The organism is Aquimarina latercula DSM 2041, assembly GCF_000430645.1.
Lineage (GTDB): Bacteria > Bacteroidota > Bacteroidia > Flavobacteriales > Flavobacteriaceae > Aquimarina > Aquimarina latercula.
The window spans coordinates 28,988-49,260 of record NZ_AUMK01000014.1 but is presented as its reverse complement, the minus strand read 5'-3'; the positions used below and the strand labels follow the sequence as shown (position 1 = coordinate 49,260).

At 31.5% G+C, this 20,273-nt stretch carries 19 protein-coding genes; 16 read left to right on the top strand and 3 right to left on the bottom strand.

All coding sequences use genetic code 11. The annotated features are described in order from the left end of the window. Nucleotides 1-109: 109 nt before the first annotated feature. Genes mltG through dapF form a run of 3 tightly spaced genes read right to left on the bottom strand, consistent with a single transcriptional unit; the run spans nucleotide 110 to nucleotide 2,449 of the window. On the bottom strand, nucleotides 110-1,153 hold the full coding sequence (gene mltG / locus H526_RS0113920) for an endolytic transglycosylase MltG (RefSeq protein WP_027393568.1): 1,044 nt from the start codon (nucleotides 1,151-1,153) through the stop codon (nucleotides 110-112). Beyond that, entirely contained in the window at nucleotides 1,143-1,670 is a 528-nt protein-coding gene (locus tag H526_RS0113915) for a GNAT family N-acetyltransferase (protein WP_027393567.1), read from the bottom strand. Before H526_RS0113915 ends, mltG begins: the two co-directional genes overlap by 11 nt. Further along, a complete protein-coding gene (gene dapF, locus H526_RS0113910; RefSeq protein ID WP_027393566.1) occupies nucleotides 1,664-2,449 on the bottom strand; it encodes a diaminopimelate epimerase in 786 nt (261 codons plus the stop codon). Before dapF ends, H526_RS0113915 begins: the two co-directional genes overlap by 7 nt. Before the next feature lie 165 nt (nucleotides 2,450-2,614). On the opposite strand from dapF, the gene H526_RS0113905 reads away from it, so the two are divergent. The 16 genes from H526_RS0113905 (at nucleotide 2,615) to H526_RS0113830 (ending at nucleotide 20,260) form a co-directional block, all read left to right on the top strand. After that, complete coding sequence (locus tag H526_RS0113905) at nucleotides 2,615-4,033, top strand: trypsin-like peptidase domain-containing protein (protein ID WP_027393565.1); 1,419 nt, start codon at nucleotides 2,615-2,617, stop codon at nucleotides 4,031-4,033. Between the two features lie 136 nt (nucleotides 4,034-4,169). Further along, nucleotides 4,170-5,618: a glyceraldehyde-3-phosphate dehydrogenase gene (locus H526_RS0113900; RefSeq protein WP_027393564.1), complete on the top strand. Its 1,449-nt coding sequence runs from the start codon at nucleotides 4,170-4,172 to the stop codon at nucleotides 5,616-5,618. 332 nt (nucleotides 5,619-5,950) lie between these two features. Beyond that, nucleotides 5,951-6,568, top strand: a complete 618-nt coding sequence (locus tag H526_RS0113895) for a hypothetical protein (RefSeq protein ID WP_027393563.1) — start codon at nucleotides 5,951-5,953, stop codon at nucleotides 6,566-6,568. Between the two features lie 59 nt (nucleotides 6,569-6,627). After that, on the top strand, nucleotides 6,628-7,305 hold the full coding sequence (trmD, locus tag H526_RS0113890; RefSeq protein WP_027393562.1) for a tRNA (guanosine(37)-N1)-methyltransferase TrmD: 678 nt from the start codon (nucleotides 6,628-6,630) through the stop codon (nucleotides 7,303-7,305). Between the two features lie 223 nt (nucleotides 7,306-7,528). Continuing rightward, nucleotides 7,529-7,879, top strand: coding sequence for a 50S ribosomal protein L19 (gene rplS, locus H526_RS0113885; RefSeq protein WP_027393561.1), 351 nt, complete (start codon nucleotides 7,529-7,531; stop codon nucleotides 7,877-7,879). A gap of 963 nt (nucleotides 7,880-8,842) precedes the next feature. Next, entirely contained in the window at nucleotides 8,843-11,068 is a 2,226-nt protein-coding gene (locus H526_RS0113880; protein WP_027393560.1) for an NADP-dependent isocitrate dehydrogenase, read from the top strand. Between the two features lie 175 nt (nucleotides 11,069-11,243). Then, a complete protein-coding gene (locus tag H526_RS0113875; protein WP_027393559.1) occupies nucleotides 11,244-11,786 on the top strand; it encodes an RNA polymerase sigma factor in 543 nt (180 codons plus the stop codon). 1 nt (nucleotide 11,787) lies between these two features. Further along, complete coding sequence (locus tag H526_RS0113870) at nucleotides 11,788-12,345, top strand: hypothetical protein (protein ID WP_027393558.1); 558 nt, start codon at nucleotides 11,788-11,790, stop codon at nucleotides 12,343-12,345. Beyond that, a complete protein-coding gene (locus tag H526_RS0113865) occupies nucleotides 12,326-13,417 on the top strand; it encodes a protein kinase family protein (protein WP_155839697.1) in 1,092 nt (363 codons plus the stop codon). Before H526_RS0113870 ends, H526_RS0113865 begins: the two co-directional genes overlap by 20 nt. Nucleotides 13,418-13,459: 42 nt before the next feature. Beyond that, a complete protein-coding gene (locus tag H526_RS0113860) occupies nucleotides 13,460-14,131 on the top strand; it encodes a hypothetical protein (protein ID WP_027393556.1) in 672 nt (223 codons plus the stop codon). Between the two features lie 87 nt (nucleotides 14,132-14,218). Continuing rightward, the gene (locus H526_RS0113855; protein ID WP_027393555.1) at nucleotides 14,219-14,860 is read left to right on the top strand and encodes a hypothetical protein; all 642 of its coding nucleotides are present in this window, start codon (nucleotides 14,219-14,221) and stop codon (nucleotides 14,858-14,860) included. A gap of 101 nt (nucleotides 14,861-14,961) precedes the next feature. Continuing rightward, a complete protein-coding gene (locus H526_RS0113850; protein ID WP_027393554.1) occupies nucleotides 14,962-15,525 on the top strand; it encodes an outer membrane protein in 564 nt (187 codons plus the stop codon). Nucleotides 15,526-15,979: 454 nt separating this feature from the next. Beyond that, nucleotides 15,980-18,373 carry a TonB-dependent receptor gene (locus H526_RS0113845; RefSeq protein ID WP_051336159.1) on the top strand — a complete coding sequence of 798 codons (2,394 nt, stop codon included), beginning with the start codon at nucleotides 15,980-15,982 and terminating at the stop codon, nucleotides 18,371-18,373. 4 nt (nucleotides 18,374-18,377) lie between these two features. Next, nucleotides 18,378-19,199, top strand: a complete 822-nt coding sequence (locus H526_RS0113840) for a DUF4249 family protein (RefSeq protein WP_027393552.1) — start codon at nucleotides 18,378-18,380, stop codon at nucleotides 19,197-19,199. Between the two features lie 25 nt (nucleotides 19,200-19,224). Continuing rightward, the gene (gene murQ, locus H526_RS0113835; RefSeq protein ID WP_027393551.1) at nucleotides 19,225-20,037 is read left to right on the top strand and encodes an N-acetylmuramic acid 6-phosphate etherase; all 813 of its coding nucleotides are present in this window, start codon (nucleotides 19,225-19,227) and stop codon (nucleotides 20,035-20,037) included. After that, entirely contained in the window at nucleotides 20,027-20,260 is a 234-nt protein-coding gene (locus tag H526_RS0113830; protein ID WP_027393550.1) for a DUF6095 family protein, read from the top strand. The genes murQ and H526_RS0113830 overlap by 11 nt, the downstream gene beginning before the upstream one ends. The last annotated feature ends 13 nt before the right edge of the window (nucleotides 20,261-20,273 follow it).

Below are 20,273 nucleotides of genomic sequence, written 5' to 3'. Positions count from 1 at the left end.
TTAGGTAATTAACAAGATTCGAAAAGAAAATGTTGATAAGTTAACACTAGAAAACGTTTTTATCTACAATCCGGAATGATTTTTTCCTACAAAAAGAACCTTAGAAATTCTATCTATTTACTCCTTGTTTATTAATCCAATTGATGTATTGTTTTTTATTTCTATTGTGTTGAGCCATTGTTTTAGCAAACTTATGATATCCAAAGTTTTCTACATTAGCCACAAAGAAGTAGTACTCATGATTTTCATAATTAAGCACTGCATCAATAGAAGAAATATCTGGCATAGTAATAGGTCCTGGAGGTAAGGTGCTGTACTTATAAGTATTATAAGGACTGTCTAACTCTAAATCTTTATAAAGTACTCTTTTAATAACCATATCCCAGTCATCTCTATGTTTTTTCAATGCGTATATAACTGTTGGATCTGCATCGAGTTTCCATCCATTTTTATATCTATTCATATAAACTCCTGCCACCCTTGGTCGTTCATCTACCTTAGCTGTCTCTTTTTGGACAACAGAAGCAATAGTAGTTATTTCATTAAATGTTAAACCAATACTTTTCGCCTTACTTGTCCTATTATCATTCCAAAACCGTTTATACTCTTTCAACATTCGGCTTCTAAACTGCTCAGCAGATGTATTCCAAAAAAACTCATATTTATTCGGAACATACATTGCTAGTGCATTATCAATTGTAAAACCTTGTTCAGCTATAAAATCCGCATCTTTAAAAGCTTTTAATAAAGACAAACTATCAGCCTCTATCTGTTGAGCAACTCTAGCCGCTAGGTTTTCCAATCTTTCTTGATTATTAAAACTTAGTTGAATTGGTGTGTTTTTACTTCGCAATAAACCTACAAGTTCATTATTGTTTAATCCTTTTTTAAGGATATACCTTCCTGCTTTCACTTTATTAGTATACCCTTTTTTAGCAGCTATTTTATCAAAACTGGAAGGGTCTTTTAATAAAGGATGTATAATTTTTCTTAATTCTGGATATATTGTTCCCGAAGGTATAAATACTGTTGTAGTTTCAGAATCAAAATTTGTATTAGGAGAAAAAACTGCCTGATACACATAATACGCAAACAACCCACCACCTATTAAACCAATTAAGGCTATTATTAATAATATTCTTTTAATGTACATATATATGTTGATATAATAATTCATCCTTGTACATACCAGATACAAGGTTCCATTCTTTCTTTACTCCTATATTTATAAACCCTTCTTTCTCAAACAACCTTATACTTGCAACATTATCTTCTGCAATGTTAGCGTATAATTGATGTAACCGTAAGTGTGTTTTACCGTAATTCTTAATAATGCGTAGAGCTTCTTTACCATATCCTTTTCCGCGGTGCTCTTTTTCTGCTATTAGAATACCTACTCCTGCCCTATTGTGAGTTGGGTTAAAATCGAACAAATCAATAAGTCCTAATGTAGCTCCATCATATGAACAAATAACGAGTCGTAATTGTTTGGCATCATAAATATCCTGATGTGCATTCTCTAAATATTGTTTAATCAAAAATCTAGAGTAAGGAGTTTGAGTTGTACTCATCTCCCATATTTGCTCATCGTTTTCAATTAAATAAACAAAATCTAAATCTTCAGGTTCTAATGCCCTCAGATAAATATGCTCACCTTTTAATGTCAACATGTGATCTCTCCTTTAAAAACTTGTTCTGCTGGACCAATAAGAAATATATCTTCATAACCATTAATAGTTTCCTTAAAAGTTACCCTTAATTCACCTCCAGGAGTTTTTACACTAACTTCTTCTTTATCCGTCATTTTTGTTCTATGCATAGATAATGCAACTGCAGTTACACCTGTCCCACATGATAAAGTCTCATCTTCTACCCCTCTTTCATAAGTACGTACAGAAAATAAATCATCAGATTCTTTTTGCACAAAATTGACATTACTTCCTTCCTCAAAATACGGAGATCCATTTCTAATTTCACGACCAATATTGGGAACATCATAAGAAACCAAATCATTTACCATAGTTACATGGTGTGGAGAACCGGTATCTAAAAACAAATGTGAATCATATTGTTCGATTTTGGAAACATCCTGCATTTGCAAATAAACTACCCCATTCTTTATTTCTGCCTTATGCTTTCCGTCAATTGCGGTAAAAGTAGCCCTGTCGTCAACTACATCTAAAAAAGCTGCAAAAGCTACCAAACACCTTCCTCCATTACCACACATGGTACTCTCATTACCGTCTGCATTAAAATACACCATAGTAAAATCATCTTCTTCATTTTGAGGAAGTTCTAGCAACATTAAACCGTCTGCTCCTATTCCAAATTTTCTGTCACAAAGTCTTGCGAATAATTTGGTATTATTTTTGGACAAAATTGATTCTCTATTATCAATGATTACAAAATCATTACCGGTACCTTGATATTTATAAAAAGTAAGGTTCATTATTTTATTCAATTATAAAGAGCAAAGGTACAAAGAAAGTAAACATATAATCGTTGTTAATGGTCCGTTAAATATCTAAAAAAAATATACTATAGTTGTAATTTTAATAGTTATTAAGAGTCTATATTATAGTACTAGTCAAATTAAACGAAAAAAGAAAAGAAGATGAAAAGATTTTTTAGCTTATTGGTTGTAGCTATTTTAGCAGGAGTAATGACATTGGGAGCATATAAAATGTTTCTCGAACCTGAAGCGGTTGTTATTACTAAAAATGAGACCACACAAAAAACAAATTTAATCCCAACCGCGTATACTGCAACTAACATAAATACTGCGGGCACCAATGTTGATTTTACTGTTGCTGCAGAAAAAACAGTAAATGCCGTTGTTCACGTTAAACAATATGGAATTTCCAAGACACCAAGGAATCTGATGGAATACTTTAGAAATGGAGGAACTACCGAAAGAAAGATTCAAGGTGCTGGATCTGGTGTTATTATTACAGAAGATGGATACATAGTTACAAACAATCATGTAATAGATGGTGCCACTGATTTAGAAGTTACATTAAACAATAATAAATCATATAAGGCAGAGGTAATAGGCACTGCTCCACAATCAGATATTGCATTAATTAAAATCGACTCCGATGAAAAATTATCCTATATCCCTTTCGGAAATTCAAATACAGCAAAAATTGGAGAATGGGTGTTGGCAGTTGGTAACCCTTTTAACCTTACATCTACGGTTACTGCTGGTATAATTAGTGCCAAATCAAGAGATTTAAATGAATATGATGGCAATTTCCAATCATTTATACAAACAGATGCAGCCATCAATCCAGGAAATAGCGGTGGGGCTTTAGTAAATATACGAGGAGAACTAATAGGTATAAACACAGCAATTACATCACAAACCGGAAGTTATGTAGGATATGCTTTTGCTGTACCCTCTAATAATGCTCGAAAAATTGTGGAAGATATATTAGAATTTGGAGATGTACAAAGAGGAATATTAGGTATAAACGGAGATAATCTTACTAAACAGGTAATGGAAAAATATAACATTAATGAAACTCAAGGTGTTATCATTACAAATGTAGGTGAAGATAGTGGCGCTAAGAAGGCTGGATTAAAAGAAGGTGATGTTATTAAGGAAATAGATGGATTAAGAATTAAGAAGTTTGCCGACCTAACAGGTTATGTAAATAGCAAAAGTCCTAATGACATTATTAATGTGAAAATAATTAGAGAAAATGAAGAACTTAATGTACCTGTAACTTTGTCCAAATATGTTATCCAAAGATATAGCATTGAAGATGTCGGTGTAGAAGTAGCGAATCCAAATCCAGACTATTTAAAGAAATTTGATTTGGACCATGGAGTAATCATCAGCAAAGCACTAAGTCCAAAAATGCAACGATATAATCTAGAAGGCTTAATTATAAGTGAGATAGACAGCAAAAAGGTAAAAGATGTTTTACAAGTAAAACAAATTATAGAAAGCAAATATCCAGAAGAAGACATTACTATCAGCTTAATTGATCGTAATGGAGAAAAGAGAGAGTTTGTTTTCCAAAATTAGAAGGAACGTGAAGTAAAATCAACAATCCCATTACTAACAAAAAGTAATGGGATTTTTTTATTTAAAAAACTTTACGAAAACGTTTGAAATTCATACTTTTGCGCGAAATTTCAAGATTCTAAAAACACAACACATTATGAGTTCTAACGAAGTTTATGAGAAAGAACTTGCCTTTCAGGCAGACAGACGCCGTGCTACGGTAGCATTTATTAAAACTGTGAGTGACCTTTGGTACGATAATTCTATTGAGTTAGTACTATTTCGTAATCAATTAATTGATAAAAATGTAAGCGAAATCCTTAATCTGCATGAATACGCTGGTGAGTTTGTTCAAAAACCAATTTCGATTTTTGATTCTGTAGAAATTGCACAAGCAATTAAGTTAATGGATTTGCCTCCTGCAAAATTAGATATCGGTAAACTTACTTATGAGTATCACCTTGCGGGTAATGAATATGATTCTGCGACTAGCTTCGTAATGAACAAACTAAAAGATGCTAAGAAATTTAAAAACATATCTCCAAAAGATGTAGTTCTTTATGGATTTGGAAGAATCGGGCGTTTAGTTGCTAGAGAACTTATGACTATTACTGGAAAAGGAAGTCAATTAAGATTAAGAGCTATCGTAACTAGAGGATCGATTACAGAAGATGTTTTAGAAAAAAGAGCTTCTTTATTAAGAAATGATTCAGTACACGGAGAATTTGCTGGATTAGTAGAAACAGATATTGCAAACAGTTCTTTAATAATAAATGGTACTACAGTAAAAATTATTAGTGCTAACAATCCAGAAGATATAGACTACACTTCTTATGGAATAGACAATGCCCTATTAATTGACAATACTGGAGCATTTAGAGATAAAGAAGCTTTAAGCAGACACTTAATAGCAAAAGGAATAGATAAAGTATTACTTACCGCACCAGGAAAAGGAATTCCTAATATTGTTCATGGAGTAAATCACCAAGAGCACAATCCAGATAAGGTAAATATTTTCTCAGCTGCTTCTTGTACTACAAATGCAATTACGCCAATTTTACAGGCGGTAGATGAAAGTTTTGGAGTAATCAATGGACATTTAGAAACAATACACGCATATACCAATGATCAAAATTTGGTAGATAATATGCATAAAAAATATAGAAGAGGACGTGCAGCTGCATTAAACATGGTAATTACTGAAACTGGAGCTGGCAAAGCAGTTTCTAAAGCATTACCAAGTTTTGAAGGTAAACTAACTTCTAATGCTATTCGAGTTCCAGTACCTAACGGATCATTGGCAATTCTTAATCTTAATTTAGAGAAAAACACCTCTAAAGAAAGTATGAATGCTATTATTAAAAAATACGCTTTAGAAGGAAACTTGGTTGAACAAATCAAGTATTCATTGGATAATGAATTAGTATCTAGTGATATCGTTGGATCATCTGCTCCATCAATATATGATAGCAATGCAACAATTGTAGATGCTAAAGGTAATAATGCTGTGCTTTATGTTTGGTATGATAACGAATATGGATATAGTCATCAGGTAATCAGACTATCTAAATATATAGCAAAAGTAAGACGTTTTACATATTACTAGTAGTTCCAACTATTATAATAATTCTTAAAAAGTCGTTATCCTCAAGATAATGACTTTTTTGTTTTATAAATCTAACAAACACACGGTTTGAAAAACAAAACTTTTCGTAAATTTCAAAACGCTAAGAAATATGAGTAACTATACTCCTTTTTAAATCTTTTAAATTACCTACAATATCGTATATTTATTACCGTTACAATTAATTAAAGACTAACGTAAAAAAGAATAGAATCTTGAAAAGTATATTGATAACTTCGTTAAGCAAGTAAAATAAAGTTTATGTAATATACTCAAGGTTTTAATCAACCATTAAAAACAACTAAAACTCACACATGAAATTACCAAAGTACCTATTAGTTTTCATAGCTCTATTCCCCATCTTTGAAACCATTCAGGCACAAGAAGATAATCTTACTGCAGAACAAGCATTACAAAATGAAAACATTAAAACTCAATTTGATGTAGTCATTAAAAAATCTGGAAGATATCAAGAATATAAGGTTGTTAAGCGTGTTTGGCTAGACAAACTAAAAGGAAATACAATAGATTCACTTAAAACATTAGAAGATAAATTAAACAGTTCTAATCAAAAAATAACAGAACAGCTAACCTCCATTTCTAATCTTGAAGCTTCTCTAGCCAAAACCAATGAAAACCTTACTACGGTTACAGAAGAAAAAGATAGTATGACATTTTTAGGAATACCGTTCACAAAAGGTAGTTATAAAACTATGATGTGGACTATTGTTGGTGCACTTGTAGCGCTTCTTGCTTTCTTTGTTTTTAAGTTTAAAAATAGTAATTCTGTTACTGTACAAGCTAAAAAAGCTTTAGCTGAAACAGAAGCTGAGTTTGAAGATCATAGACGCAGAGCTTTAGAAAGAGAACAAAAAGTGATGCGTAAACTTCAGGATGAAATCAACAAACAACGTAAAACCGGAGCTAAGTAATCCAAATATCTGGATTTTACCATATTTGTTTTGCATCTTTGCATTCTTAATAAGAAAAGATGCGCATAGACATAATAACCGTTGTACCCGATATTCTTAAAAGCCCTTTTGAAGCTTCAATTATGAAGCGATCAATAGAAAAAGGTTTAGTAGAAGTACAGCTCCATAATCTTAGAGACTATACCACTGATAATTACAAACAGGTTGATGATTACCAATTTGGTGGTGGTGCCGGCATGGTAATGATGGTAGAGCCAATAGATAAATGTATTTCTAAACTAAAAGCCGAAAGAACTTACGATGAAATCATTTATATGACTCCGGATGGAGACACGTTAAACCAAGGAATTGCAAATCAACTATCTCTAAAAGGGAATATAATAATTCTTTGTGGCCACTATAAAGGTGTTGACCAACGAGTTAGAGATCATTTTATCACTAAAGAAATATCAGTTGGAGATTACGTACTATCTGGCGGAGAATTAGGTGCTTTAATACTATGTGATGCAATCATTAGATTAATCCCCGGAGTATTAGGTAATGAAACCTCTGCGTTAACAGATTCTTTTCAAGATGACTTATTAGCTCCTCCAATATATACAAGACCTGCAGATTACAAAGGATGGAAAGTCCCTGAAGTACTGACATCCGGAAATTTTCCAAAAATTGAAGCTTGGAGAGAAGAACAAGCATACCAGAGAACAAAAGAACGAAGACCAGACTTATTAGACGATTAGTTTCTGATTTTTAATGCTGATAAATCTATAAAGCATTTCAACTAAAGACAAAAGATATATCACTGAGATTTAGACAAATAATCAAATGTCATCTTTACAAACAATATTACCAAAAATACTTGCAAATCATTAAATAATAGTTATTTTTGCAGCCTGATTGAAACAACCTCTGGCGAGAATCGTGAATGTTGCTTTAATAAAACATAAGTAAACTACTTCAAAAATGGAAGATTTAGTAAAATTCGTACAAGACGAGTTTGTAACAAGAAAAGAGTTACCTGAATTTGCAGCAGGTGATACTATTACAGTATATTACGAAATTAAAGAAGGAAACAAAACACGTACTCAGTTTTTTAGAGGTGTTGTAATCCAAAGAAGAGGTTCTGGTTCTAGTGAAACTTTTACTATCAGAAAAATGTCTGGTACAGTAGGTGTTGAACGTATTTTTCCGATTAATTTACCAGCTCTTCAGAAAATCGAAATTAATAAAAGAGGTAAAGTTCGTAGAGCACGTATCTTTTACTTTAGAGAACTTACAGGTAAGAAAGCTCGTATTAAAGAAAAAAGAAGCTAATTCTTTCATCTTATATAATATTAAAGGTTGTCATATGGCAACCTTTTTTTATGAACAAAAGTTAATAAACTAGGTTCATAACCAGTTGACAACTAAAAAGATACAAGATGTCAATCACTTGAATCTTTTTTCTTAACTTTAGTATATAGAAATAATATAGTATAAAGAGATGACACAAGGATTCTTAATATATTTTTCTAAACTCGTTCTTTGAACATTTTACATAAACCATCTTAAGATTAGGATAAATATAAAACGAAAGTTATTTTTTTGAGTACATCGTTGAAATCACTTTAAGGGTTCTCTTTAAAATCATTTCAGAATGAAATTCATAAGAAAAAATTAAGTTTTGACACCTTTTTAATTTTAAGTGGCATTAGACTATTCGGATGAGAAACTAAAAAATTACATAAGTAATTTAGATACAACAGCGTTCGCAATAGTCACCTGAGTAGCATTTTCTAGTATGATTGTATTTTCTTTCGTAAATTAAAGCTACTCAAAAACAGAGGTAACAGTTTTGGTATAAATTAACGCAAGTTATTATTTAATAGCGGGTAAAACAGCTAACTAAATTATTATTTCTGAACGAAAGCCATATCAAGATATTCGTATTATGATATGGCTTTTTATATTTAAAATTATTCTCAAATTAAACTACTTTTTTTACGACAACCATTTTTTACCCCCATTCTTTTTCAAAGATTTCTAATTCAATCTCTTTAACTCAAAACTAACAATGTACCGGTTGCATTTGCTACCCTATATTTGTATCTTCGCGCTCGGAAAATCTTACAGCGAATAATATTTTTATACACGTAGTGTTCCTCGAATATTTTTAGAAAGGTTAATATTATTTGTCCAAGAAAAATTAAACGACTAATTGTTTCCTTAATAGATAGTATAATACATAAGGTATTTTACCAAAAGTTCTGATAAATATCTTATTCAAAATCAAAAAATATGGGAATTGAATCCTCAAAAATTGTTTACACAAAAACTGATGAAGCACCTGCGTTAGCTACCTATTCTTTTTTACCTATCGTAAAAAAGTTCACCAAAGCCGCAAATATCGAAGTTGAGACTAAAGATATATCTCTTGCAGCAAGAATTCTAGCTATTTTTCCTGAGAACCTTTCGGATAAACAAAAACAAGCAAATGCATTAGCTGAACTTGGCGAATTAGCTTTAAAATCAGAAGCTAATATCATCAAGTTACCCAATATTAGTGCTTCAGTTCCTCAATTAAAGGCAGCTATAGCAGAGTTACAATTACAAGGTTTTGATATCCCTAGTTATCCTGAAGAACCAGAAAGTAATACTGAAAAGGAGACAAAAGCTAAATATGATAAAATTAAAGGAAGTGCTGTAAACCCAGTATTAAGAGAAGGAAATTCTGATCGTAGAGCCCCTAAACCAGTAAAACAATATGCTAGAAAAAACCCGCATTCGATGGGTGAATGGAATAGTGATTCTAAAACACACGTAGCCACTATGGCCAGTGGTGATTTTAGGTCTAATGAAAAATCAGTTACAATTTCTAATGCTGGAGATGTTAAAATTGAATTCGTTGATGATAATGGTAATACGACAGTATTAAAAGAACAGACAACATTACTTGCAGGAGAAATTATTGATGCTACAGTAATGAGTAAAAAAGCACTGATTTCTTTTCTAGAAGAACAGATTGCTGATGCCAAGCAAAAAAATGTCTTATTTTCATTACATATGAAAGCGACTATGATGAAGGTGTCAGATCCCATTATTTTTGGTCATGCGGTTGAAGTATTCTTTAAAGATGTATTCGAAAAGCATAGTGAAATTCTAGAAGAAATAGGTGTTGAAGTCAATAATGGTTTTGGCGACCTTGTTAATAAACTAAAGAAAATATCAGATGCTAGCAAGAGAGCAGAAATAGAGGCAGATATCAAAGCTTGTTATGAAAATGGTCCTCAACTAGCGATGGTTAACTCTGATCAAGGTATTACCAATCTCCATGTACCAAGTGATGTTATTATCGATGCCTCCATGCCTGCAATGATCCGTAACTCTGGACAAATGTGGGACGCAAAAGGTAATACTCAAGATACTAAAGCTGTTATACCTGATAGTAGTTACGCGGGAATATATCAAGAAACTATAGATTTCTGTAAAAAACATGGAGCTTTCGATCCTACAACTATGGGAACTGTCCCTAACGTTGGTTTAATGGCTAAAAAAGCCGAAGAATACGGATCTCATGATAAAACATTCGAAATAAAAGGAACGGGTACCGTTCGTGTTGTAGATGGTGCAGGTACTGTTTTAATAGAACACCCTGTAGAACAAGGAGATATCTGGAGAATGTGTCAGACCAAAGATGCTCCTGTAAAAGACTGGGTAAAATTAGCAGTAAGTAGAGCAAGAGCAACAAACACTCCTGCAATATTTTGGTTGGATAAAACAAGAGCTCACGATGCTAGTCTGATCGAAAAGGTAAATACTTACTTACCAGAACACAATACAGAAGGATTAGACATTAGAATTATGTCTCCAGTAGAAGCTACAAAGTTCTCTTTAGAAAGAATAAAAGATGGTAAAGATACTATTTCTGTTACCGGAAATGTATTACGTGACTATAATACGGACCTCTTCCCTATTTTAGAACTTGGAACTAGTGCAAAAATGCTTTCTATCGTTCCGTTGATGAATGGTGGAGGTTTATTTGAGACTGGTGCGGGTGGATCTGCTCCTAAACACGTCCAACAATTCAATAAAGAAGGACACTTACGTTGGGATTCTCTAGGTGAGTTTTTAGCATTAGCGGTTTCTTTAGAACACTTAGGAGAAGTTAATAACAATCCAAAATCGCTCATAATTGCTGAGGCATTAGATAAAGCAACAGAAGAGTTTTTAGAGAATAAAAAATCTCCATCAAGAAAAGTAAACGAACTTGACAATCGTGGTAGTCACTTTTATCTTGCTTTATATTGGGCGCAAGCACTTGCTGAACAAACAAAAGATAATGATCTAAAAGATGAATTTGCTTCTATCGCCAAGGAATTAGGAGAGAATGAATCAATAATTATTCAAGAATTAAATGATGCTCAAGGAAGCGCTGTTGATATGGGTGGTTATTATTGGCCAGATGTTACTAAGGTTTCTAATGCAATGAGACCTAGTAATACATTAAACAAAATCATAGGATAATATATAAATCAATCTTATAATCTAAAAAGCCTGTAAAACAAATGTTTTACAGGCTTTTTTAATTTTTTAAAATAAAAAAATAAAAAAGATGCAACCCTTTACTTTTTGTCTTGTCAATAGTAATAACTAGAAAAGAAAAGTAACTTTAAAGAAACTTACAATCAACTCTAATTAATTGAAAACTAATATTCTTTATACACATAAAGATTTGATAGAAAAAAGCAAATCTGGTGATCGAAATTCGCAGTATAAGCTATATGAGTTATATGTAGATGCCATGTACAATGTAAGTATGAGAATAGTAAGTATAAGAGAAGATGCAGAAGATATTATACAAGATAGTTTTGTTGATGCTTTTAAAAACTTGACATCTTTTAGATACGAAAGCACCTTTGGTTCTTGGTTAAAAAGAATAGTAATTAATAAAAGTATTAATCATTTAAAATTAAAAAAGATACCAATTACTCCAATAGATAAGCATGAATATCATATTACAGAAGAAGTTAAAGAATCTATTAACACTAGGGATATAGAAAAAATAAAAAAGGGTATTACAAAATTGCCAGATGGGTACAAACAGATTATTAATCTGTACTTAATAGAGGGATATGACCATATTGAGATTTCAGAGATATTAGAGATTTCTAGCTCTACTTCTAAATCACAATATCATAGAGCGAAGAAAAAATTAATTCAAATCATAAATACACAAGCATAAAATGGATGATTTTGAAAAACATATAAGAGAAAACAAACTTCAGTTTGATGAACATAAAGCAGATAAAGCTAAACTTTGGGAACGTATCGAATTAGAGCTGGATACTACTTCTAAAACTAAAAAGATAAAAACCTTAAAACATTGGAATTCTCCTTTTCTGAAAATAGCGGCAAGTATTCTTATCGTTCTTGGAGTGTTTTCTTTAATGAATCTATATACAAGTTCTACAAACAGCATAACAAAGCAAAATCAAGCAGTTAATCAAGAACTACAGGATATTGATACCTATTATAAAGGACTTGTTTCATTTCAGGTTGAGTTAGTAAAAAAGAATTCGAAACTAACAGAAAGCGATAAAGAAGATTTTCTTTCTTTCATGGATGAATTAGATAAAGAATATCTATTGCTAAAAGAAGAAATGAAAGAGAATCTAAATAACGAGTATATCCTTGAAGCCATAGTTCAGAACTACAAAAAAAGAATTGAATTAATAGAGAATCTTCTAGAACTAATTAAAGATTCGAAAAAATCCGATGAAAATGAAGGATATATTTTATAAGAAACTAACCATATTAGTCTTAATACTTTTTGCCGGGCATTATATAAATGGTCAGGAAAAGTTATCTAAATCAATAGAAAAAACCTACGATTTTTCAAATGCTGGAGAATTACAATTAGAAAACAAATATGGGAATATCATAATCAACGGATGGAACCAAAATAAAATCAAAATTACTATTGAAATTACGGTTACTAAAAAAGATAAAGAAGATGCAGAGGAGCTTTTAGAAAGAATACAACCTTTTATAAACACATCTGATGATTTCCTAACCATATTTTCAAATATTGAGGAAAAAAGCGACAGTTTTTTTTCTAAAATATTTAATCGTGTTAATCCCTTTGATTTTGACAAAGGAAATATACAAATTGATTATCAAATTAATCTTCCAATAAATGCAGAGATACAATTAACCAATAAATTCGGAGATATTATTATCAGTGATTGGAATGGAAAATTAAAGACTGATTTACAACATGGAGATATGTGGATTAATAATGATGTTGTGAATGCTAATATTAAAATGAAATTTGGCAAACTACATACAAAATCCATTACCTACGGTAAGATTGATCTAAAAAATAGTGAATTTGATCACGAAACTTCTAAAAACCTTAGAGTAATAAGCAGCGGATCAACAATCGCTATAAAAAAAGTTAATGATCTAGAAATATACTCTAGTAAAGACAAAGTTTCAGTAGATGCTATTGAAACGATTAAAGGTGAATTGGAATTTACTAATATTATAATTGAAAAGTTGTTTGATAATATTAATCTTACGATGGATGTAGCAGACTTTAGAGTAGAACAAATCGTAAAATCGAATGCAGATATAACTATAGATCAAAAATCTTCAGAAGTTAACATCAATATTTCAGAACTTAATTTTGATTTTAATGCTTCTTTAGAGCAAGGTTTATTACGAATTCCTAAAACATTCAAGAATATAAAAAACAAAGTAATTGACAGTAAAAAAAGACTACGAGAAATCCAAGCAACATATGGCATAGAAACAAACAAAGGAACTTTTCAAATAACTGGTAGAAAAGGAGTAATCATATTAAAAGAATAACCAAAATCATTTATCAATCTAATAAAAAACAAATCAATACTCATGAAAAAAACAATCAAAATACTTATTACCTTTTTATTAATTAATATAGCTAATACGTATTCACAAGAAAAAAACGATGGCAATTATTTAGAATTTAATGACCGTAAAAATATTGTACATGGAGTCTATCTTGGTTTTAGTGCTAGTTATGGAGAAATTGATGGAGAAGACACTGGGTTAATAGGACTTAAATTAGCTTATGTAGCTAACAGAAAATTCGAAATAGGTTTTGGTATGAAAGGTTTTTACTCTCAACAAAATCTACCAGGAATATCCATTTCTAACGATGAAGACCTAATTGGAGGATATGCAGGAATGCACTTAGAACCTATATTCTTCAGTAAATCAAGAGTAAATTTATCATTCCCTTTACTAATTGGAGTTGGAGGTGTTGGTTATATAGACGGTCAATTAGATGAAGATGATGAATTTAACGAGAATGAGTATGACTGGGATGCTGTTTTTGTAGCTGAACCTGGAATAAATCTACTATTTAATGTTTCTAGGTTTGTACAACTAGAGGCAGGTGTAAAATATAGATTCTCTAGTAAATTTAATATCCATCCTAATGGTATAGATCGAATCAATGGATTTTCTGCGGGAATAGGTGTAAAAGTTGGCGTATTTAATCTAGGTAAGAATAGATACAGAAAAAATGCTCCTAAAGAATAGAATAACCTAGTCTCAATGCATCTTAGGATCAAAACTCATCCAAATGAGTATCCCAAAATTTAAATATAATCTATGAAACCATTGTTTATGAAACATATAAGAAGATTTTTAGTAGCTTTAATTATACTAATAACAAATCAAACAAGGAGTCAAGAAACTGACAACAAAGATTATATAGAATTTAACGATCGAAAAAACATCGTACACGGTGTATATCTAGGAGTTGACGTGGGATATGGTCAAATTAAAAAAAATGAGACTACCTCAGCCGGAATTAAATTAGCTTATGTAGCTAACAAAAAAATGGAACTAGGAATAACGGCAAAAGCTTTATTCTCTGATTTAAGTTCTGTAGATCGTTCTTTTGGAGGAGATTTTGATTTATTAGTTATCTATGGAGGACTACATTCAGAAAATATCCTACTTAGTACTTCAAAATTCAATTTTTCGTTTCCTTTTTTAATAGGTATGGGATATGTAGAAGGTTCAGGGCCTTTATTCAAAAGTACAGATATAACATTGATTGTAGAACCAGGTGTAAATATATTATATAACCTCTCTAGATTTATACAATTCGAAGCAGGAATTAAGTATCGATTTTCAACACCAATCGACCCAATACCAAACATTTTAGATAATATTAATGGATTTTCTATAAATATTGGCTCTAAAATTGGAGTATTCAATCTAAATAAAAACAGATATAAAAAACAACCTCCTATAAATTAACTAAACAAAAAAACATTCAAAAAGAGACATTAAATCAATAGATAATCCCTATTGATTAGGCTCCGTATTGACTTTAAAGTATTAATATAAATTTTATTCCAATGAAAAAAAGCGCATTATTAGTAGTAATCCTAATTTCCTGTTGTCAATTATTTTCTCAAGACTCTAAAATTAGTTTTGAACTCAACTATCCAATTCCATTTGGCGACAACTTTCTTGGCGACAATTACGTTGGAATTATTGATGTTGGTGCGGATTATAGGTTTGTTAAATTAACACCTGTAAAGATAGGAGCTTCACTAAATGGTAACATATTAATAAATGATAAGTTCGAAACCTCTGAAACTACGGCATACATATTACAACCTAGAATATTTGGAGAGTTAACTATAGAATCAATTAAAAAACTTCGCCCTTCAGTTGGAATAGGATACACCGTAATGATATTAGATTCATCAATCACAACAAATACTGGAGAATTAAATGATACTGAAACTTTAAATGGATTTAATCTCAATGTCGGAATTGCGTATAATATCACTAAAAAGTTTTTTGCTCAAATTCAATATGATTTCATTAGGCTTTCTGAAGAAGATAATGTACCAGATATTGCATTTAATAGAAATGCAAATCTTTTAAAAATAGGATTAGGTTATAGACTCTAAAAACCAAAAACCATATTACTGGATAACAGCTATTTAAACCAAAACAATTACTATATCAAGAATATACAAATACCAAAAATAGATTCTATACATCCGGTTTTTTTAGGCACAAAAAAGATTACAAACATAATTAGGCACAAAAATTGATACAATGATTTTATATAAGAAAGAAATGTTACCAAAGCCCCAAATGAAAAATAAAGTTATTCTAAGAACCAAAAAAATAGATACTAACTATGTATTTTCAGAAAACAACCAAGTATATCTTAAACGCAAATCAAGTATTAAATCCGCAAATAGTAATACTTTATGCACCGAAGAATGGTTTCCCATTAGTTTTTGCTGGAAATCTTAACTAGAAGCGACATATTACAATATATTTATATTCTCTAAATACGTAACATATTTTAGATTAGAGCGTCTACTCTATAAATGCTACTGAAAAAACTTTCTTTTGAAAAAATATCTCACTCTTAATATATGGCTAGTACTACTATGTTTACTAGCCAATAGTACCTTGATAGCTCAAGAAAAATTTACGATTAACGGTACTATTTCGGAACAATCTAGTAATGAAACACTAATTGGTGTTAATGTACTTTTTCCAGAAATGGGAAAAGGCGTGGTAACCAATGAATATGGATTTTACTCTATCACTTTGCCAGAAGGAACCTATAAACTACAAGTCAGCTACCTAGGCTTTAAAGATATTGTACAAGAAATTATACTAAATGAAGATAAAAAACTGAACTTTCAGCTAGCGGAAGCTTCCGAAATGTTGGATGAAATAGTAATAACAGAAAATATTGAAAAAGTAAATATTAAGAATCCTCAGATGAGTCTTAATAAACTAACCGCAGGAACGATCAAACAAATCCCAGTTGTACTCGGTGAAGCAGATGTAATTAAATCGATTGTACTCCTTCCAGGAGTAACTAGTGGTGGTGAGGGTGCTTCTGGTTTTAATGTTCGTGGTGGTGCTGCGGATCAAAACTTAATTTTATTAGATGAGGCCACTATTTTTAATTCATCACACTTATTTGGATTTTTCTCCGTATTTAATCCAGATGCAATTAAAGATATTAAACTCTATAAAGGAGGAATTCCCGCAAAATATGGAGGACGAGTTTCTTCTGTTTTAGATATTTATCAAAAAGAAGGAAACAGTAAAGAATATCATATTAATGGTGGACTTGGACTTGTTTCCAGTAGGTTATTAGCAGAAGGTCCTATTGTAAAAAACAAAGGAGCTTTCTTAGTTGGAGGAAGAGCATCATATGCACATCTTTTCTTACCACTAGTAGATGACGGTAATGATAATGTTGCATACTTCTATGACCTCAACACTAAACTGAACTACAAAATAAATGAAAATAATAATCTATTTCTCTCAGGATACTTTGGTAGGGACGTCTTTGCTATAAGTGAAAGTTTTAGAAACACATATGGGAATACCGTTTTAAACCTAAGATGGAATCACTTATTCTCGGATAAATTATTTTCTAATTTATCACTTATCTATTCAGATTATTTTTATGGATTAGAACTTGACTTTGTTGGTTTTGAATGGGATTCTGGGATCAGAAATTTTAATTTAAAGTATGATTTAAAACATTATTTAAGCGATAATTTTCAACTTAATTATGGAATTAATAATATATACTATCGATTCAATCCTGGTGAAATAAAGCCTAATAGAGATGACTCCGGAATTATCAGAGATAAATTAATTGATAAATACGCTAATGAATTAGGCGTATATATTGATGCAGAACACAAGATCTCTAATAAGTTATCATTACAATACGGTATCCGTCTTAGTAACTTTACAAGGTTGGGTCAAGATGAATTAAATATTTATGAGAATGATAATCCTCTGTTATTTAATGAAGAATTACAAATTTACGAAGCCGCTAATCCGATAGGCACAGAAAGAATTAGTAGAAGTGATCAAATTAAAAACTTCACTAATCTAGAACCTCGTTTAGCCTTAGCGTATATATTTAACGATAATACTTCGATAAAAGCTAGTTATAACAGAATGGCTCAGTATCTACATTTATTATCGAATACTAGTTCCCCTACTCCGCTTGATGTATGGACTCCTAGTGGGAAATATGTAAAACCGCAATTGCTCAATCAATATGCTTTAGGTTTTTTTAAAAGTATTAAAAATGATGCATACTCTATAGAAACAGAAGTCTTCTATAAAGACATCAAAAACAGGATTGATTATATTGACGGCGCAGAACTAATCGCCAATGATGCCATTGAACAAGAAATACTTAATGGTGAGGCTAGAGCATATGGTTTAGAACTTTTATTAAGAAAAAATGAAGGCAAGTTCAAAGGATGGTTGGCCTACACATTGTCTAAATCAGAACAGCGGACAGTTGGAAGAACTCCTGTCGAAACAGGTATTAATAATGGCCAATGGTATAACACACCTTTTGATAAAACACACGATATTTCTTTTAATGGGAGTTATGAGTTAAACAAAAAATGGACGTTTAATGCTAATTTTTTATTCCAAACAGGGCAACCTACTAATTACCCATCTGGACAGTTTGAGTTTCAAGGGTTGGTAGTACCAATTTATGATGGATTAAGAAATGATCAACGACTTCCATCTTATCACCGAATGGATATTTCTGCTACCTTAACACCACGAAAAAATAAAACTCGTAAATGGCAAGGTGAATGGGTATTTAGTATTTATAACCTATACAATCGCAGAAATGCTGCATCTATAGCCTTTAGTCAAAATACAGAAACTCGGGTAAACGAGGCTGTAAGAACCTCCATATTTGGAATCGTACCAGCTATCACCTATAATTTTAAATTTTAACACAATGAAAAAGTTATTATATCTTATAATCGGACTTTCTATAATCACAAGTTGTGAAGATGTTATTGATGTTGATGTTCCAAATGGAGAACCAAAATTAGTTATAGACGCATCTTTTGAAATTTATTTAGATGAAACTCCTGTTGATGCCTTAGGTGGAGTGCGACTTACATTATCAGCTCCTTTCTTTAATGACGGTGTTCCTACCGTAAGTAACGCAACGGTATTTATTACCAATCTATCAGACAATTCTGTTGTTAATTTTATAGAATCATTAAATGAACCAGGATTCTTTATTCCAGAAGACCCAAATTTAATACCAGAATTTGATATAGATTACGAACTTACGGTGATCTATGAGGGAGAAACCTATAAAGCCACTACACAATTAATACCGACAGTTGCGATTGATAATGTGGAGCAAGGAGATGGAACTTTATTCGACGGTGATGAAACTGAAGTTATTGTTTTCTTTACTGATGAAGGGAATAGAGAAGATTTCTATCTATTTGATTTTGATTTTAATTTATATCTTCCGAGCGAAGATCGTTTCTATCAAGGTGAATCTTTTAATTTTTCCTATTTCTATGAGGATATGGTTGGCGGAGAACAAGTAACTATAAAAATTCTTGGAATAGACGAACGATACTACAACTATTCTAATATACTAATCGAACAAAGTGAACAAGATGGAGGAAATCCGTTCCAAACACCTCCTGCGCAAATACGAGGAAATATTATAAACACCACGAATCCGGATAATTTTGCTTTAGGATATTTTAATCTATCTGAGGCAAATCGTTTTCAATTTACAATTGAAGAGTGATCAGGAAAATCAGTATTTTTGAAGCATGAGTTTTACTAAAACAACCGAACAGGCTTCAAACTACAACCATCTGGAAAAGATGAGTATTTCTGATTTGTTATCAAATATCAATAAAGAAGATAAAACGGTACCAGATGCTGTAAAAAATGCGATCCCGCAAATTGAAAGTTTAGTTTCTAAAATTGTTGAAAAACTAAAAAACGGAGGAAGACTCTTCTATATGGGAGCTGGAACTAGTGGTCGATTAGGTGTTGTGGATGCAAGTGAGTGCCCTCCTACTTTCGGAGTCTCATATGATTTAGTTATTGGGTTAATTGCGGGTGGAGATCCGGCTATCAGAAAGGCTGTAGAATTTGCAGAAGATGATACAGAGCAAGGATGGAAGGATTTAGAAGCAAATAAAATCTCAGAAAAAGATGTTGTTATTGGTATTGCAGCATCAGGAACTACACCTTATGTAATAGGAGCTTTAGAACAATGTAATGCCGCAAATATTATTACTGGTTGTATTACTTGTAATGAAGGAAGTCCTTTAGACAAGACAGCCCAATATCCAATTGTAGTAACCGTTGGTCCAGAATTTGTAACTGGAAGTTCTAGGATGAAAGCAGGAACTGCACAAAAATTAGTATTAAACATGATATCTACAGCTACTATGATACAACTAGGAAAAGTAAAAGGTAATAAAATGGTAGATATGCAACTTAGTAATAATAAACTAGTAGATCGAGGTACACGAATGATTATGGATGAGCTAAAAATAGAAAGAACATTAGCTACAGAATTATTAAAGAAACATGGAACTGTTAGAAACGCAATTGATAATTATGGAGCCTAAAAGAACAGATAAAGAATTATTAGGTAAAGGTATACAACGTATGGCAATTGCGTTGATTTTTATGTTTATTAGTCCAGTGATTATTCACTCTGCTTTTAAAAACCAAGATCATTCCTATTATTATCCCATATTAATTTTGGGATTAGTTGGGGCTGCATTCGCTATATTCATGGCATTTAGAGGATTAAAAACTATTATGGATTCTATTTTTGGTAAAAAATAGAATCCATAATAGT

Excerpts from the sequence above, each read along its gene's own strand:
- mltG (WP_027393568.1), bottom strand. The coding sequence starts at position 1,153 with ATGTACATTAAAAGAATATTATTAATAATAGCCTTAATTGGTTTAATA.
- H526_RS0113915 (WP_027393567.1), bottom strand. The coding sequence starts at position 1,670 with ATGTTGACATTAAAAGGTGAGCATATTTATCTGAGGGCATTAGAACCT.
- dapF (WP_027393566.1), bottom strand. The coding sequence starts at position 2,449 with ATGAACCTTACTTTTTATAAATATCAAGGTACCGGTAATGATTTTGTA.
- H526_RS0113905 (WP_027393565.1), top strand. The coding sequence starts at position 2,615 with ATGAAAAGATTTTTTAGCTTATTGGTTGTAGCTATTTTAGCAGGAGTA.
- H526_RS0113900 (WP_027393564.1), top strand. The coding sequence starts at position 4,170 with ATGAGTTCTAACGAAGTTTATGAGAAAGAACTTGCCTTTCAGGCAGAC.
- H526_RS0113895 (WP_027393563.1), top strand. The coding sequence starts at position 5,951 with ATGAAATTACCAAAGTACCTATTAGTTTTCATAGCTCTATTCCCCATC.
- trmD (WP_027393562.1), top strand. The coding sequence starts at position 6,628 with ATGCGCATAGACATAATAACCGTTGTACCCGATATTCTTAAAAGCCCT.
- rplS (WP_027393561.1), top strand. The coding sequence starts at position 7,529 with ATGGAAGATTTAGTAAAATTCGTACAAGACGAGTTTGTAACAAGAAAA.
- H526_RS0113880 (WP_027393560.1), top strand. The coding sequence starts at position 8,843 with ATGGGAATTGAATCCTCAAAAATTGTTTACACAAAAACTGATGAAGCA.
- H526_RS0113870 (WP_027393558.1), top strand. The coding sequence starts at position 11,788 with ATGGATGATTTTGAAAAACATATAAGAGAAAACAAACTTCAGTTTGAT.
- H526_RS0113865 (WP_155839697.1), top strand. The coding sequence starts at position 12,326 with ATGAAGGATATATTTTATAAGAAACTAACCATATTAGTCTTAATACTT.
- H526_RS0113860 (WP_027393556.1), top strand. The coding sequence starts at position 13,460 with ATGAAAAAAACAATCAAAATACTTATTACCTTTTTATTAATTAATATA.
- H526_RS0113855 (WP_027393555.1), top strand. The coding sequence starts at position 14,219 with ATGAAACATATAAGAAGATTTTTAGTAGCTTTAATTATACTAATAACA.
- H526_RS0113850 (WP_027393554.1), top strand. The coding sequence starts at position 14,962 with ATGAAAAAAAGCGCATTATTAGTAGTAATCCTAATTTCCTGTTGTCAA.
- H526_RS0113840 (WP_027393552.1), top strand. The coding sequence starts at position 18,378 with ATGAAAAAGTTATTATATCTTATAATCGGACTTTCTATAATCACAAGT.
- murQ (WP_027393551.1), top strand. The coding sequence starts at position 19,225 with ATGAGTTTTACTAAAACAACCGAACAGGCTTCAAACTACAACCATCTG.
- H526_RS0113830 (WP_027393550.1), top strand. The coding sequence starts at position 20,027 with ATGGAGCCTAAAAGAACAGATAAAGAATTATTAGGTAAAGGTATACAA.